Below are 16,279 nucleotides of genomic sequence, written 5' to 3'. Positions count from 1 at the left end.
CCCTTATCAAGGGGGGCTAGGGGGATCGAACCTAAAATCCATGTTTAATTTAATTATAACCAGCTACCTATTGTTGCATCTAAAACCGCTCTTTTTACTTTTTACCTTATCTGCTATTTTGTAGGATAGCTGCCGATCTTGAACCCTATTCATGAATCAAATTTCTATCGCTGTTACTTTTTTTCTTAGTTTAGTCTTGACCTCGCTTCCCTTTTTACTTTTGGGGACAGCCGTTTCCAGTTTTTTGCTGGTTTTCGTCAATAAACAGCGATTAGCGGCGATATTTCCCCGTAATCGAGTCTTAGGAGCGATCGTTGGCAGTGCCATCGGATTAATTCTACCCGTCGGACAATACGGCACGATTCCCGTCGCTAGAAGATTCTTATTAGAGGGAGTACCCCCGGGGGTGGTGTTTAGCTTTCTCACCGCTGCACCTACCCTAAATATCGTCACTCTTTGGCTAACTTGGCAGACTTTCAGCTATTCTAGTGTTTTCTTCTATCGATCGCTTTCGGTCTGGTTAATGGCAATTGTTATCGGCACTCTCTTTAGTTTCTATCGGGAAAACCCCCGCACCGATAGCGAAATTCCCCTAGAATCGAGTTTAGTTCTTTCCGGGAGTTTTTTACCAGAGGAAGCAGCCAGTCAACCCCTACAAAGAGTCGGCAGTCTTGTTTATGAGTATAAAACTAGAGATAGGCAAGCTTGGCCAATTTCTGTGCAGTTATTTCTCGATAACTTTATCGATGAAGCACTGGAATTAGGGGGATTATTAATTATTGGCTGTGCGATCGCTAGTGTCTTTCAGCTATTATTACCTCAGAGTCAATTAATTGCCTGGGGGAATACTCCCGCTACTCAAATTCTCGTGCAGTTGTTCTTTGGTTTCACTCTCGCTGTTAATGCTAGTCTTAGCTCTTTTGTCCCCGGTTCTTTAATTACTAATCTGTCCGTGGGTTCCACTCTAGCTTTTTTACTGGTTGCTTCCCTCATTGATATTAAAGCTTTTATCCTCCTCCTATCAGCTTTCCGTCCTAAAATCGTCCTTTATTTCGGAATTTTATGCCTGTTAATGACTTTTTTAGTGGCTCTGATCCTCAGTTTCTATCTAGGTTGAATTCCTTCCGGATCAGAAAAATTTTCTCTTGACAAAAGCCCCTTGACATGATACTATATTCATAATGGAAAATCCGTGCGCCTACAAGCCCTATTTTCCTAAGCATTTAAACTCTAACTCATCCTGATTCTGCTTGCCGGAGTTGTTTAGTTGTTTTTGAATGGGTTTCGGAATAATAACTCTGTAGTTCACGCTTGAGTTGCCTCATATTCTTCGAGGGTTAGATAGTCTCCTGCTTGATAAGCTGATTCAGAAGCGATTATGTTAGCTTGCTCTTCTTCTGTAATTTCTATTGCAGTATGTCGTTCTTTGATAAAGAGCAAAAAGTCAAGTAATTCAGTCAAAAGGGTGTCAGGTGTCTGCTCGATTTCTTTAATTAGTTGTTCTTTGAGTGTCATAGCTTTATCAGTAATCAGTAATCAGTAATCAGTTATCAGTGATTAATTCCATCATAGTCGATGATTAGGTGGTGGGTTACTGGACTAGGTAATAGGTGTAGGGGTAATTCATGAATTACCCCTACAATCGGCTAGGTTTTTCTGGATGTTGTCAAAATTTTCTCTTGACAAAAGCCCCTTGACATGATATTATATTCATAATGGAAAATCCCTGCGCCTACAAGCCCTATTTTCCCAAGCATTTAAACTCTAACTCATCTTAATTCTGCCTGCCGGAGTTGCGACAACATAGTTTTATAGTTCTCCATAATTGTTTGGGTATGGGGATGATTTTTCCCTAATACTTGGGTAGCAATCTTAATCGCTTCTAGATAGAGAGGTTCTGCTTCTGTGTACCTGCCTTGGTAACAGTACAATGCTGCTAAATTGTTGAGGGAAAGTGCCACAGAGGGATGATTGTCTCCTAAGAGTCGTTTTCTCAAATCTAATGCTTCTAGATAGAGAGGTTCTGCTTCTGTGTACCTGCCTTGGGAATCGTACAATGCTGCTAAATTGTTGAGGGAAGTTGCTACATCGGGATGATTGTCTCCTAAGAGTCGTTTTCTCAAATCTAATGCTTCTAGATAGAGAGGTTCTGCTTCTGTGTACCTGCCTTGGGAATCGTACAATGCTGCTAAATTGTTGAGGGAAGTTGCCACATGGGGATGATTGTCTCCTAAGAGTTGTTTATACAAATCTAATGCTTCTAGATAGAGAGGTTCCGCTTCTTTGTACCTACCTTGGGAATAGTACAATAGTGCTAAATTGTTGAGGGAAGTTGCCACATCGGGATGATTGTCTCCTAAGAGTCGTTTATACAAATCTAATGCTTCTAGATAGAGAGGTTCTGCTTCTGTGTACCTGCCTTGGGATTCGTACAAGTGTGCTAAATTGTTGAGGGAAGTTGCCACATCGAGATGATTTTCTCCTAAGCGGGTTCGAGTTGCGGTTAAACAAGCTTGACAGTAAGGTTCAGCAATAGCATACAATCCTTGTCCGTTATAGTACCAAGCTAAACCCGTATAGGACGAAACTAAATCCTCATCAGCGATATATTGGGGATATTCCCTGACAGCTTGTTCAATATGGGGAATTAAGGGAGTCAGATTTTGAATAATATCTAGAGTAGGAGTTTGGGGGACTGTTCTCGATGTATCTGTCATCACCGTACAATAACGACTTTTTGCGGTATTGGCTATCTCGGAACCTTCTAATTTTTCCCGTAGATAAAGACGGATGAGGGGATGCAGTTGATACCATTGATTGCCTAAAGATTTCAGCAAATTAAGCTTAACCAAGCTATCGGTTAACCATTTTTCTATCTCGTCTTTAGCTTCATCAGAAAATAAACTGATGATTAAGTGCTTGGGAAAAGGTGCCGAAGCAAATAAACTGAGATAAAGAGCTAATTTTTGTTCTTCTGTTTCTAACAGTTGCCAACTGAGTTCCAGAATTGTTTTAATACTGCGGACTTCCTCCTTATCAGAGTTGAGATATTTTAAGCCTTTCTTCGGGAATTTTTCCTTGATATTTGCTAAAGTTTCAGTGGTTTCTTGTCTCAGAAAACTGCCTAGTAATTGTAATCCTAGAGGCAAATATCCTAAACACTGACAAAGTTGCTTGGCTGCCTCTAACTCCGCGGTTAGACGTTCTTTTCCTAAGTAGGTTTGCAGTAAATCTAAAGCTTGCGCTGCTGTGAGAACATCTAAGTTTATCGTTGATAGCGATACCCCTAAGTAACTAAAGCGAGTGGTAATCAAAACCCGAAAACGAGATTCTTTTCCCGGTGGTAGATAAGATTTAATTTGGTCGTAGTCACGCACATCATCAAAAATAATTAAAGCATTTCCCTCGGGCCAATTTTGCCAACAGTAACGCACTCGTTCACTTAAGGTTCCCTGATTGGGGATGTTTAAACCCAGGTATTCTCTGGCAAAAAATAAAATAGCTAAACCGGGGTCACTGTTAAGGACATTTATCCAACAAATACCCGCAGGATAATCCCCTTTATGTTGCCAAGCATACTGTAAAGCTAATTCAGTTTTTCCCGAACCTCCCATCCCACTTAAAACAATTAGGGAAGATTGCTGAAAAGCTTGATGAATCCGGGATAATTCCTGTTCTCTACCAACAAAGTTAACTGCTGTTCCTGGTAAATTATAGGGATCATGAACTGTATTTTTATCGGTAAATAGCTGATTATATTTGGTAGCTTGGGTTGAATTTTCTGTTAAAAGTAATCGCAGGAAAAACCAAGAATTTAAATCTGGCATATACCGAATAACTTTGTTAGTAAAATCATGATTCATCCACCAAATTTGTCGGAGATTAAAGCGAGCTAAATTTTCTCGATTGAAATTAATTAATTGCAAGGCATCTACTAGGGAAACATCAGAAAAAGCGGTTTCAAAACCAGTAATTGATACTACTCCCGACTCCAATTCTGCCAATTGTGTTAACAAGAAGTTCAAGACAAAAGAGGGTTTTTCCCATATTGGTAAGACAATTTTATAAAAAATAATGCCTTGTTCTTGCAGTTTATTCTCTAATTCTCTAACTACTTGCTGACGGGAAAACTCATCATAAAATTCCACCCTAGCTAAACCTCTAGATGGTCTTCGTCCCCATAATAGCAAACGAGCTGCTGTATGGGAAATAGTACCCGGTTCTAACTCCGATTGATTAGTTTGATTAACTTGATGTACCACCGGGGACACCTCCATCGGGAGCAGTAGGAATATGACCTTGAGCATTTAAAATATCAACCACAAGGGGATGCACCATAAAGCATCTTTCCCCGTCTCCATCTACTTCTTGAATCGCACGATCATTTAATAAAGCGTATAATATCTCATTGGGAATTTGTGCTTCTGGATTAGCATCATAAATTCGTTTTAACAATAATACCTTATCCCCATAACTAACAGAATCGATATCATAAGGATTTTGGCCTAAACGTCTTTCATATTCTGTTCTTAAACTGCGAATTGCCCTGCTAATATGACTAGACATGATCAGATTTTGTTGATTGAGAATTGCCTCATCAGAAGCTTCTCTAACTAAATAAAATAAATCTCTGATATTGCCACCAGAGGCAATAATAATCCGCTCTATTTGTCCATCTTCAAATAAATTAGATTTAATTCTTGCTTCTAAAACTTTTCTCACTGCTTCCCGTCCTTTTTGGTTAGGAGTATGATCTTTTTGGCAAAAAACTGGAGTATCGGGAATTAGGAGATTATGGCCAAAAGTGAGGTTAATCCCGGGAGATGAATTATACAATCCAATCGGAATATTAAAAATAATGTGAATGTCTAAATCTTTGAAAATGTTAGAATAGTTTAAAAATAAATCCCTGACCGCTTCTTGTGAAACACCAGCTTTATCGAAGTCCTCTCCAATAATTAACCAGCTTCTCTGCATAGTTTCCTGTAAGTTCTGATTACACTCTTTCAGGAGTTGATTAGCAATATTAATTAAATCTCTGGAACGGGAAAGACGGTATTCAATAACTTTTTTCTCTCGCGAGTAAGCAAACCGGAATTCTCCCTTGAGAGAGGCAAAAAGTCCGAGAATTTTATTCCAGAAAGAATCTTCCTTTACTCCCGCTCCTGCTTCCGTTTTGATTTGACTTTCTCTGGTTTCCTTTCGGGTAAATTCTTCAGAACTAAACCAATCCCAAAGCTTTTGTAAATTTTCATCACTGGGTTGTCGAGAAATTTTAGCGGTTTTCTCAACAATTTCTACCACCATAAAGAGAAACACATCAAGGGGACTGAAATTAATCGCATCGAGTTCACTTAAAACACTAAATCGCAGGGGTTCAAAATGCTGTTTAATCTCAGGATCATTAATTAAACGAGTTAATTCTGTCGATTTGCCTACCCCCGTGTGTCCCATTAAACAGGCTTTGTAATATTGTTGCGTATCTATGACCCGTTTTAACCCTAATTTTAGACGCTGAATTTTATCTTCCCCTCTCACCTTATTCATTTCTTCTCGATAAAAAGCATCTATTTCCTTCTGAGTTAATAGGGGTTCAGGAGATATAGTTAAATAGATTTCATCAAGAGTAGTCGCCGGTTCAAAGCGAGTCAGAGAGGGGTGTTGCATAGAGACAGGAAAAATCATTCTCTGGAGATACTTTTTATTATATAAGTAGCTGGTTATAATTAAATTAAAAATGGATTTTAGGTTCGATCCCCCCTTAATCCCCCTTAATAAGGGGGGCATCTGAAAGTTTTTAATACCCACCTAATTATTCAGCAAACCATATCCAAGCGGGAAAAATCAGCTTTCTGTAGTCTGTGATACCATTTGTTGGATTGAGATCGTCTAAGGTCAGAGAAACTGCTTCTAGGGTTCCGATTTAAGCGTCCTTAAATGTCAAGTCCGAGAGGAGCAAGCTAGTCTTAAATGAGCGGATCAAAAATTTTTCCGTCTAAGCTGGCTACACGGCGGGATAAAAGCCCGGGAGACTTTAAGGATAACTGTTTTGAGGCAGTGTCTTTGAAGACTCCCGGGTTATTGTATTTTGAGGTAAAATGATGTCCGAGGAATCTACTTTTCAACCCCCGCATTTAACCGAAGCTGAACAGGCCCTAGAAAAAGAACGCCATTTGCCCCTAACCGGTTGGCAACAGGAAGTTTCTCAGGGGTTAACCTACGGTTTAGAGGCGGCCGATAGTATTCGCGATCGCAGTATTCCCACCTTTTCCAGGGGTGAGTTACCCCACTATGCGGGAATTAACACCTTTATGAAGGCTCCCTATTTGGAAGATGTGCGGAATGTGGGCAATTATGACGTGGCAATCGTGGGAGTTCCCCATGATTCGGGGACAACTTACCGACCCGGAACTCGTTTTGGTCCCCAGGGAATTCGGCGGATTTCGGCCCTTTATACGCCCTACAATTTTGAATTAGGGGTAGATCTGCGGGAACAAATTACTCTCTGTGATTTGGGGGATATTTTCACCATTCCTGCTAATAATGAAAAGTCCTTCGATCAAATCTCGAAGGGGGTTGCCCATGTCTTTAGTTCCGGCGCATTGCCGATTATTTTAGGGGGTGATCATTCTATTGGTTTTCCGACGGTGCGGGGTATTTGTCGGCATTTAGGGGATAAAAAAGTCGGTATTATTCACTTTGATCGCCATGTGGATACCCAGGAAACAGATTTAGATGAACGGATGCACACTTGCCCCTGGTTTCATGCCACCAATATGAAAAATGCTCCTGCTAAAAATCTCGTCCAATTAGGGATTGGTGGTTGGCAAGTTCCCCGTCAAGGTGTTAAAGTTTGCCGCGAGCGGGCCACTAATATTTTGACCGTCACCGACATTGTAGAACGAGGCATTGATGCGGCCGCCGAATTTGCCTTAGAACGAGCTTTAGATGGTACGGATTGCGTTTGGATTAGTTTTGATATTGATTGCATTGATGCCGGTTTTGTCCCCGGCACGGGTTGGCCAGAACCGGGGGGTTTATTACCCCGTGAAGCCTTAGCTTTATTAGGTAAAATTATCCAAAAAGCTCCCATTTGTGGCATGGAAGTGGTGGAAGTTTCCCCTCCCTACGATATTAGTGATATGACCTCTTTAATGGCTACCCGTGTTATTTGTGATGCCATGGCTCATCTGGTGATTTCAGGTCAATTACCGCGTAAAGAAAAGCCCTATTATATTCATCCTGAGGCCAATCTGGCCGTTGACGAACCCTGGCAGTAATTTCCTATGCACGAAACTGATATGACCAAGGCGTTAATTATGACAGTTCGAGATTGGTATGATAGCCAACCTGAAAAGCTCAAAATTGAAAAAATTCATCTCATGGTTGGTGAATTTACCTGTGTCGAACCGGTCAGTTTACAATTTGCCTTTGAAGTTCAAACTGCCAATACTTTTCTTGCCGGCGTGGAATTAGCTATTAAAAATATTCCCCTAATTGCTTATTGTCATTGCTGCCAAAAAGATTATCAACCCCAAATTGGCCAGCAATATTCCTGCCCAACTTGTCGATCACCGATGGAGGATATTCGTTCAGGTCGAGAGTTAAAAATTGACCACATTGAATATTCTTTAGATTTTTAAACAAAGTTGGGCGATCGCTTATAAAAGTTCGATGATCAATTATTCATTCTCAATTAAAATGCACCAAACTTTTGACGCGGCCCTAGAAATTAATCTACTTCATGCCAATCAAGCAGGAGCCGATCACAACCGGGAACATTTTGACGAGTGGGGTATTACCTGTTTAAACCTGATGAGTAGTCCTGGTGCGGGTAAAACTGTGTTATTGGAAAAAACCCTCGCAGCCTTAAAAGATCAATTAAAAATGGCTGTTATTGAAGGTGATATGACTACAGAACTAGATGCAGAGCGCCTGAGACAATATGGAGTTCCCGTGATTGCCATTAATACGGGTCGCTCCTGTCACTTAGATTCCAAAATGGTAGCTGGGGGAATTCATCGTTTTAAAGAAGATTACAACCCGAAAGAGTTTGATTTATTGTTGGTGGAAAATGTGGGAAATTTAGTTTGTCCCGCCGAATTTGAGGTAGGGGAACACGCAAAAGTTGCTCTATTAAGTATTACTGAAGGAGAAGATAAACCCCTCAAATATCCAATTATGTTTCAAGAGGCGGATTGTCTGATTATTACCAAATTAGATCTGGCTCCTTATTTAGAGATTGATTTAAAAAGTTTAGAGGCAAATGTTCGTTCTATGAATCCCGATGTAACCATTATTGCTCTTTCTGCTCAAACAGGAGAAGGTTTAGAAGAGTGGTTAAATTGGCTAAAAAGCCAAGTCCATAGGCCGAAGTTTTTGAATTGTTAATCAGTAACAGTTTTTGAGATTTATTTCTGCTTTACTAGCTGTCATCTCTCAAGGCTATTACCTATGAAACGGCGCAATTTTTTCTCCTTACCTCTCGTTTTTTTTAGTAGCTTACTCCTAACCATTAGTTGTAATCAAGCTCCTCAGCAAACCCCCAATGCAAGTAGTTCTCTAAATAATACTACCCCCATTGTCATTGGTTATAGTAATTGGGCCGGTTGGTGGCCCTGGGCGATCGCTGAAGAAGAGGGATTATTTGCTAAAAATGGGGCTAATGTTCAAATGAAATGGTTTGATGGTTATCTTGAATCCTTGCAAGCTTTAGCTGCCGGACAATTAGATGGAAATAGTCAAACTCTCAACGATACAATCGCTTTTGCGGGAGATGCAGTGAATGGTCAAGTTGCTGTTTTAGTCAATGATAACTCGTCAGGAAATGACAAAGTTATTGTCACAGAAGAGATTAAAACGATTCAAGATTTAAAAGGCAAAAAAGTTGCTGTTGAAGAAGGTGTTGTCGGTGACTTTCTCCTCAGTTTAGCCCTAGAAAAAGAAGGAATGAGCCGTAAAGATGTGCAAATTGTCCCCATGGAAACAGGGGCTGCTGCCGCCGCTTTTGCATCGGGAAAAGTGGATGCAGTGGCCGCTTTTCCACCCTTTTGGTCAACCGCCCTTAAACGAAAAGGTTCCAAAGAATTAATTAGTTCTAAAGCTTTTCCCGGTGCTATTCCTGATTTATTAGTTGTCAGTGCCAAATTAATCAAAGAAAAGCCAGAACAGGTTCAGGCTCTTGTCAAAACCTGGTTTGATGTTCGAGAGTTTATGACTAAAAATCCCCAAAAAGCCGATGAGATTATGGCCAAGCGTGCGGGCATTAGTCCAGAAGAATTAGCCCTATATAAAGAGGGAACGAAGTTTTTTACTTTAGAAGAAAACCTAGAAGCGTTTAGTCCGGGGAAAACCATGAAAAATATGCCCTTTGCCGCTCAAAAAATGGCTGATTTTATGATGGAAGTTGGCTTTATTAAAAAAGTCCCCGATCTAACAACTATTCTAGATTCCCAATTTGTCAAGGCCTTGGCAAATCAAGACAAAAACTCCTAATTATTCCCTCGATCATTGACTGCAAGAATTGTTTGATAACTGGGTGATATTGGCTATCAAAATTATTCTTTTCTTTGGCAAATCCCATGACCACAACACCTAAAACGCTTCCTCAAAGCACTTTTTGGCGGATTACCGAGGATATTCCCGAATCCCTAAAGTGGACTTTAATGGTTTCCTCTATTATTGTCCCGCTTATTTTATGGTTACTAATCTCTAGTTTTGCGGGCATTGAATCTGTATTTTTACCCTCTCCTTTAGCCGTTATTCAGGCCTTAGGAAAATTAGCAGAACAGGGCTTTTTAATTCAAGATACTATTACCAGTTTTTTACGAGTAGTTGGCGGCTTTTTTTGGGAGGATTGTTTGCTATTCCCCTCGGCATTTTAATGGGAACTTTTCCCAGTATTCGCAGTTTAATGGAACCGATTATTGGCGTTGTCCGTTATATGCCCGCTCCTGCTTTTATTCCCCTATTGGTTATTTATTTGGGTATTGGAGAAACGTCAAAGATCATGCTGATTTTTATCGGGACAATTTTCTTTAATACTCTGATGATTATGGATGCAGTTAAGTTTATCCCCCGGGAATTAATCGAAGTAACTTATACTCTTGGAGGAACTCGAAAACAGGTTTTATTTAAAGTGATTACTCCCTATATTATTCCTAATATTATCGATACTTTTCGTGTTAATATGGCGGCGGCGTGGAATTTGGTAGTGGTAGCGGAATTGGTAGCGGCGGATAATGGATTAGGCAAACGCATTTTATTGGCTCAGAAATTTCTGAGAACCGATGAAATTTTTGCCTGTTTAATTGTCCTGGGAATTATTGGCTTTGCTCTAGATTTAAGTTTTCGTTTGTTTTTGCAGTGGACTTGTAAATGGTCAATTACTCGTTAACCTAAAAACTCAAGCACAGAGTTTATTATGTCACCAGTAAAGTTATTTTAATGATAAGAGAAGAACCTTAATGCACTTAGAAATTACTCAACTCAATAAAATTTTCACCACTAAACGAGGTGCTGTAGTCGCTCTGAAAGATATTAATTTACACGTTGACAGTGCTGAATTTGTCTGTGCGGTCGGGGCTTCTGGTTCGGGAAAATCGACTTTGTTGCGAATGATTGCGGGTTTAGAACTGCCCACTTCCGGCAAAATTACCGTTGATGGTGTTGAAGTGACAGGGCCAGGAGCCGATCGCGGCATGGTTTTTCAAAATTATACACTCTATCCCTGGATGACGATCCAAAAAAATGTTGAATTTGGCTTAAAACTACAGGGATTATCGACAAAAGAATGCTGGGAAGTGGCCTGTTATTATCTGGATATTGTCGGTTTAACCCAATTTGCTAATGCTTACCCTAGAGAACTATCGGGTGGGATGAAACAACGGGTTGCGATCGCCCGCTCTCTTGCTTGTCATCCCAAAGTTTTATTAATGGACGAACCTTTTGCCGCTTTAGATGTACAAACCAAAGAAAGAATGCACGAATATTTAATTGAAATTTGGCAAAAAATTAGGTGTAGTATTTTAATGATTACCCATGATGTGGATGAAGCGGTTTTTTTGGCGCAACGTATTTATGTTTTGAGTGCTAGGCCAGGGACTATACAACGGGAATTAACAATTAATTTACCCGCAGATCGTAATTATAAAATTAAACGACAATCTCAGTTTTATGACTATACGGATCAAATTTATGGCCTACTACGGGGTGAGAAATCCTAGAAAAAACTAGGAAGCATCAAGAGTAGTCACGGATTGAAAACGAGTTAGAGCAGCAAAAATCATCCTCAAACAGCGATCGCTCGATGCTGCAAACCCTAGATAAATGATGGAACAGTTGTTCAACCATTAAGATTTGGTGATAATACCGGGTAAGTGTGATCTAAAGTACAGCTTTTTTGGGAAATTTTCTCCATCGGTGCTGCCTTGGGTCGCCAATATGATAGAATGTCAGTAAATTGATACAAAACTTTACTTCAAGGTGAATCTATGCCGTTTACGATCGAATCAGCGCGGAGCATTTTCCCCAACACGCTATCAGCGGATGTGGTTCCTGCCACGATTGCGCGTTTCAATCAGCTGAATACCGAAGATCAACTAGCCTTGATTTGGTTTGCCTACCTAGAAATGGGCAAAACCATCACCGTTGCCGCCCCCGGCGCTGCTAGTATGGTGTTTGCCGAAAAAACCATGAATGAAATTCGGCAGATGTCACCCTTGCAACAATCGCAGGTGATGTGCGACTTAGCTAACCATGCTGACACCCCGGTTTGTCGCACCTACAGCACTTGGTCTGCTAATATCAAACTGGGATTCTGGTATCAATTAGGACAATGGATGGAAGATGGCAGTGTTGCCCCAATTCCCAAGGGTTATGAACTATCTGCTAATGCCAGCGCCGTTTTAGACGGGATTAAAAAATTAGAGTCGGGACAACAAATCACCGTTCTGCGGAATTGTGTGGTGGATATGGGCTATGATCCCAAGAAACTGGGCGATTATAACCGTATTTCCGAACCCGTGGTTCCTCCCCAAAATATTGCCGAACGGACTAAAGTTAGCATTGAAGGCGTTACCAATGCCACCGTCCTCAACTACATGGACAACCTCAACGCTAACGACTTTGATGTATTAATTGAATTATTCACCCCTGACGGCGCTCTACAACCACCTTTCCAACGTCCCATCGTCGGTAAAGAGGCAGTATATCGCTTTTTCCGCGAAGAATGCCAAAATTTGAAATTAATCCCCGAACGCGGTGTGGTGGAACCCGCCGATGACGGTTTTACTCAGATTAAAGTGACGGGAAAAGTACAAACTCCTTGGTTTGGTGCAGGTGTGGGTATGAATATGGCATGGCGCTTCCTCCTAACTCCTGATAATAAAATTTTCTTCGTAGCGATCGATTTATTAGCTTCTCCGAAAGAATTATTAAACTTTGCCCGTGGCTAAATAGCTACTGAGAGAAATCATTAAAAATTCTGATGAAATTTATTAGAGTTCCTTGTCAAGTGAACTCTTTTTTTATACAATTAAAAGGCTGACTTAAAAAAATTGGTAAATACACCGGTTTCTTCTCCGATCTAGGTAAGAATAACTAAACATCATTCTTAACAGGTGTCGGCGAAAAGAGTCGAGGTAGTTCAAAAATCCAAAATTATCATCCCTAAAACTAAAATCATGCCTATGAGTGAAATAATTTGGTCAGATACCGAACAAGAAATTGCTCAAACTGCTTTCCAAAAAGCCTATCAGCGCGAAACTAGCACTTTAATAGAACATATTAAAGAACAGTCTGGTCAGATCACGGTTTTAGATGATATCTGGCAAATGCACGATTATCTAAGCGCCCGACGACATCAGATTGATGGTAAATATGACTATCGCTATACTTCCCTAATTTTTGTCTTTGCTCAACTATTAAAGGAAGGATGGTTGAAGCTAGAAGATCTCAACGGTTTGGAAAAAGATAAACTAGCGAAAATCGCTGCTCTCTCGCGAATGTAAATTAATGATTAGCATTAAGCTATCAGCTTTCTGCCCCTTGTTGGGTGACTAAAAAATTCATCTCTAGATAATCAACTCCGTCTTAAGTTTTTCCTAAGCGGCAACCAATTCCGCTAGAATGAGTCAATCATCCCGATCGCTTTTCGCTTGTTTTGCACCTTTGGTTTATGTTCAAAAATCTTTTACTTCCCCTAGGAATATCTATCTTTCTCGGTGTTTGTCAATCTTTGTCAGCCGCCGAATCAGCTATCATCAAATACTACATCTTCCAAGGGTCCGTATCGGTATCAGAATTAAAGCAATTGAGCGAAACAGGCGAATTAGCCCCCGCTTTAGCGGCACAATTAAAGATGGCTAACCAAAAACCCGAAGAATTCCGTAAAATCCTTAATCGTCGCGTAGCGGTGGATGCCGTCTTTCTTTCCAAATTTCTTAATAGTTTTTTTGGCGAAAGTTTGCTAGATTATGCCGCCGAAATTGTCCATACACCCAATCGGGCTGCTAGTCGGCAAGCTTTACGCGGTGCCTTAGTCACTTCTGCCATTAATGATAATGAGATTCAAATTATCGAAGTCCTCGCTAATTATCCCACCAGCGAGGTTCATGTGGATGGCAATCGTCTGCTCGATTTAATCAACCAAATTGAATCAGTATTGAAAAAAATGCCCCGTTTACCTTTCTGATATCTAATAGATAAGTAGGTAGGTGTTAAAAATTGTCCGATACCCCCCTTATTAAGGAGGGTAGGGGGGATCAAACCCAAAATCTATCTTCAATTTAATTATAATCAGTTACTTATATTGGATATTCAGATGCGTTAGCCCAGCGTAACCCATTCTCTGATCAGGTTTTCATGAATTGGGCTGTAAATTGAATAGATTAGGATAATCTGGTAATAATAATGACTACTTCTTTGTCTGAAAGGAAAACAGTTAGCGGCAAACCTTTTTTAAAGTGGGCGGGAGGCAAAACTCAACTGGTTCCTAATATTCTATCTTTGATTAATTCCCAGATTTCTCAAGATTGTCAGTTTAACTACATTGAACCTTTTGTCGGAGGTGGTGCGGTTTTATTCTCAGTATTAAATAATCCCTATCCTGTTCAAAAAGTTATTATTAATGACATCAATCCTGATTTAATCATGGCTTATAATGTTATTAAAAATAATGTCAAAGAATTAATAGTAAAGCTTAAAAAAATCCAGCAGGATTTTTATGAACTTAAAAATCTAGAGGAACAACAAAAGTTTTTTTTAGATAAAAGAATAGAATTTAATTCTCGCAGCTGCGATGACTGTCTAGAAAAAACAGTTTTGTTATTATTTCTCAATAAAACTTGTTTTAATGGACTTTATAGAGTCAATAGCAAAGGACTTTTTAATGTCCCCTTTGGAAAATATGTCAAACCGTTGATCTGCAATGAAGAAAACTTATTAGCTGTCAATCATCATTTACAGAAAGTGACGATCCTACAAGGAGATTTTGTCCAAACTCTAAATTATGCCAATAACAAGACTTTATTTTATTTTGATCCTCCCTATAAACCGATTAAAAAAACATCAGCTTTTACCTCTTATACTAAAGAAGATTTTAACGATGAGGAGCAAATAAGATTAAAACAATTTATCGATCGAGTGGATCAGGCTGGTTATAAATTTATCTTAAGTAATTCCGACCTTAAAAACTTTGACTCTGACAATAATTTTTTTGATGACCTATATAAAAACTATAATATTCAAAGGGTAAAAGCCCGAAGAAATATTAATTCCCAGGGCAATAATAGGGGAGAAATTTGGGAATTACTGATCAATAATTAGGGTTTGCGGCAAAAAGTTTTTCCCGGGGGCAGGGTGTGGGGTGTGGGGTGTGGGAATTATGAATTATGAATTATGAATTATGAATTTGGGTGTGGGGTTTTGTCGATTTTTAGGTGGCCAATTACCTAATTTTCAGGGAAAAAGTGCCTAAATTTCTCCCCAATCCCTTTACTATTGCCTCTTATCTCGTCTCAACAAGCAATTTATACTAAATCCGTTGAGTAACGCACAGAAAACGGGTTTCTCCGAGAAACCTGTTTTCTACTCATATAATTCTCTCAATCCCCCCATAGTACACGCATAGTACATTTGCCCAAAAAAATCGAACAAGGGTAAAAAGGGAAAAAAGAGGAAAAGGGTTACACAGTCCCCCCAGCACCGCACACCACCCGAAAACCGTAGGAGTAGTAGTGGCGGCGGCTGTAGTAGCTGCGGAAAGCAGAACGGCAGTAATACGGATTGCTGTACCAAGAACCGCCCCGCAGCACTTTGGTAGTAGATTTGTTCATGCTAATCCAAGCACTCCCATCAGTGGGTGCGCCTTGATAATTAGGGTGATAATCGTCCTCACACCATTCCCAAACGTTTCCGTGCATATCGTACAGACCAAAGGCATTAGCTACCTTAAAATAGCCTACTGGTGTCGTCTGTTTTCGATCAATGCCTTTTGGTCCCCTTCCATAATTCCCTGGATAAACTTTTTGGTCTCTTTCCCAATCAGTTCCGCTGTAATTAGCCAAATCTGTGGTAATCGTCTCCCCAAAATGAAAAGCGGTTGTTGTCCCCGCTCTACAGGCATATTCCCATTCTGCCTCACTCGGTAGCCGATACTCCCCTGTTGTTTCCCTTGATAATCGTTTACAGAATTCCGTTGCTTGCTCCCAGTTTACTTGTTCTACGGGTCTTGTCCATCTATCCTGCTCTTGATATGGCTCTTTGAAGTGGGAAGGCTCTAGTTCTAGATCGATGTCTATTTTAGCAGTTGCGGCGATCGCTCGCCACTGTGCTTGGGTGATGGGATAGCGTCCCATGAAAAAAGCTGAAATATTAACGGTGTGTTGAGGACTTTCTCTTTGAAAATAGTCTCGATCGTATTCTTTACAGAGTCTTTCTATTTCTTGATCTGGGGTTCCCATCTGGAAGGAACCGCTAGGGATAAGCATCATGTCGAGATTAATGCCTTCCCCTAAATTCTCGCTGTAATATTGTGCTTCTCGCTGCTGTCGGTGAATGATTAATTTAGTCATTTTTTCTGAAGCGGTTAAGTAGCTGGTTATAATTAAATTGAAGATAGATTTTGGGTTCGATCCCCCCACCCCCCTTGATAAGGGGGGCATCGATCCCCCCTACCCCCCTTGATAAGGGGGCATCGATCCCCCCTACCCCCCTTGATAAGGGGGCATCGATCCCCCCTACCCCCCTTGATAAGGGGGCATCGATCCCCCCTACCCCC

Annotated in this window: 14 protein-coding genes, 1 pseudogene and 1 riboswitch; of the genes and pseudogenes, 11 read left to right on the top strand and 4 right to left on the bottom strand. The window is 40.4% G+C overall.

The features are described from left to right. The first annotated feature begins 151 nt into the window (after window positions 1-151). Window positions 152-1,117 (top strand): permease, encoded by a 966-nt coding sequence (locus VL20_RS22425; protein WP_052277859.1) that lies wholly within the window; start codon window positions 152-154, stop codon window positions 1,115-1,117. A 188-nt stretch (window positions 1,118-1,305) separates the two neighbouring features. Here the strand turns inward: VL20_RS22425 and VL20_RS22420 are convergent, their stop codons facing one another. From VL20_RS22420 to VL20_RS22410, 3 genes are all read right to left on the bottom strand, one after another. Then, the gene (locus VL20_RS22420; RefSeq protein ID WP_002760925.1) at window positions 1,306-1,515 is read right to left on the bottom strand and encodes a hypothetical protein; all 210 of its coding nucleotides are present in this window, start codon (window positions 1,513-1,515) and stop codon (window positions 1,306-1,308) included. Window positions 1,516-1,769: 254 nt separating this feature from the next. Continuing rightward, the gene (locus VL20_RS22415) at window positions 1,770-4,277 is read right to left on the bottom strand and encodes a tetratricopeptide repeat protein (protein ID WP_052277858.1); all 2,508 of its coding nucleotides are present in this window, start codon (window positions 4,275-4,277) and stop codon (window positions 1,770-1,772) included. Further along, window positions 4,246-5,667, bottom strand: a complete 1,422-nt coding sequence (locus tag VL20_RS22410; RefSeq protein WP_052278548.1) for a hypothetical protein — start codon at window positions 5,665-5,667, stop codon at window positions 4,246-4,248. Before VL20_RS22410 ends, VL20_RS22415 begins: the two co-directional genes overlap by 32 nt. A gap of 232 nt (window positions 5,668-5,899) precedes the next feature. Beyond that, window positions 5,900-6,033, top strand: a riboswitch (guanidine-I (ykkC/yxkD leader). 68 nt (window positions 6,034-6,101) lie between these two features. Here VL20_RS22410 and VL20_RS22405 point away from each other — a divergent pair. The 10 genes and pseudogenes from VL20_RS22405 (at window position 6,102) to VL20_RS22360 (ending at window position 14,826) form a co-directional block, all read left to right on the top strand. Continuing rightward, window positions 6,102-7,280, top strand: a complete 1,179-nt coding sequence (locus VL20_RS22405) for an agmatinase family protein (protein WP_043995923.1) — start codon at window positions 6,102-6,104, stop codon at window positions 7,278-7,280. Window positions 7,281-7,286: 6 nt separating this feature from the next. Then, a complete protein-coding gene (hypA, locus tag VL20_RS22400; RefSeq protein ID WP_036402098.1) occupies window positions 7,287-7,643 on the top strand; it encodes a hydrogenase maturation nickel metallochaperone HypA in 357 nt (118 codons plus the stop codon). Between the two features lie 58 nt (window positions 7,644-7,701). Next, the gene (gene hypB, locus VL20_RS22395; RefSeq protein ID WP_072926033.1) at window positions 7,702-8,391 is read left to right on the top strand and encodes a hydrogenase nickel incorporation protein HypB; all 690 of its coding nucleotides are present in this window, start codon (window positions 7,702-7,704) and stop codon (window positions 8,389-8,391) included. A gap of 63 nt (window positions 8,392-8,454) precedes the next feature. Then, window positions 8,455-9,495: an ABC transporter substrate-binding protein gene (locus VL20_RS22390; RefSeq protein WP_052277857.1), complete on the top strand. Its 1,041-nt coding sequence runs from the start codon at window positions 8,455-8,457 to the stop codon at window positions 9,493-9,495. Window positions 9,496-9,581: 86 nt separating this feature from the next. Next, window positions 9,582-10,396, top strand: a pseudogene (locus VL20_RS22385) (ABC transporter permease). Between the two features lie 70 nt (window positions 10,397-10,466). Continuing rightward, window positions 10,467-11,225, top strand: coding sequence for an ABC transporter ATP-binding protein (locus VL20_RS22380; protein WP_052277856.1), 759 nt, complete (start codon window positions 10,467-10,469; stop codon window positions 11,223-11,225). Window positions 11,226-11,492: 267 nt separating this feature from the next. Next, complete coding sequence (locus VL20_RS22375) at window positions 11,493-12,455, top strand: orange carotenoid-binding protein (protein WP_002765486.1); 963 nt, start codon at window positions 11,493-11,495, stop codon at window positions 12,453-12,455. Between the two features lie 165 nt (window positions 12,456-12,620). Beyond that, a complete protein-coding gene (locus VL20_RS22370; protein WP_043996363.1) occupies window positions 12,621-13,010 on the top strand; it encodes a hypothetical protein in 390 nt (129 codons plus the stop codon). 167 nt (window positions 13,011-13,177) lie between these two features. Beyond that, entirely contained in the window at window positions 13,178-13,693 is a 516-nt protein-coding gene (locus VL20_RS22365; RefSeq protein ID WP_052277855.1) for an alpha/beta hydrolase, read from the top strand. Between the two features lie 218 nt (window positions 13,694-13,911). Further along, a complete protein-coding gene (locus tag VL20_RS22360) occupies window positions 13,912-14,826 on the top strand; it encodes a DNA adenine methylase (protein ID WP_052277854.1) in 915 nt (304 codons plus the stop codon). 359 nt (window positions 14,827-15,185) lie between these two features. Here VL20_RS22360 and VL20_RS22355 read toward each other — a convergent pair whose 3' ends face one another. Continuing rightward, the gene (locus tag VL20_RS22355; protein ID WP_052277853.1) at window positions 15,186-16,073 is read right to left on the bottom strand and encodes a formylglycine-generating enzyme family protein; all 888 of its coding nucleotides are present in this window, start codon (window positions 16,071-16,073) and stop codon (window positions 15,186-15,188) included. Between the last annotated feature and the right edge of the window lie 206 nt (window positions 16,074-16,279).

The sequence above is a fragment of the Microcystis panniformis FACHB-1757 genome, from assembly GCF_001264245.1.
Taxonomy (GTDB): Bacteria; Cyanobacteriota; Cyanobacteriia; order Cyanobacteriales; family Microcystaceae; genus Microcystis; species Microcystis panniformis.
The sequence above is the reverse complement of the archived record's forward strand: the minus strand, read 5'-3'. Positions and strand labels throughout refer to the sequence as shown.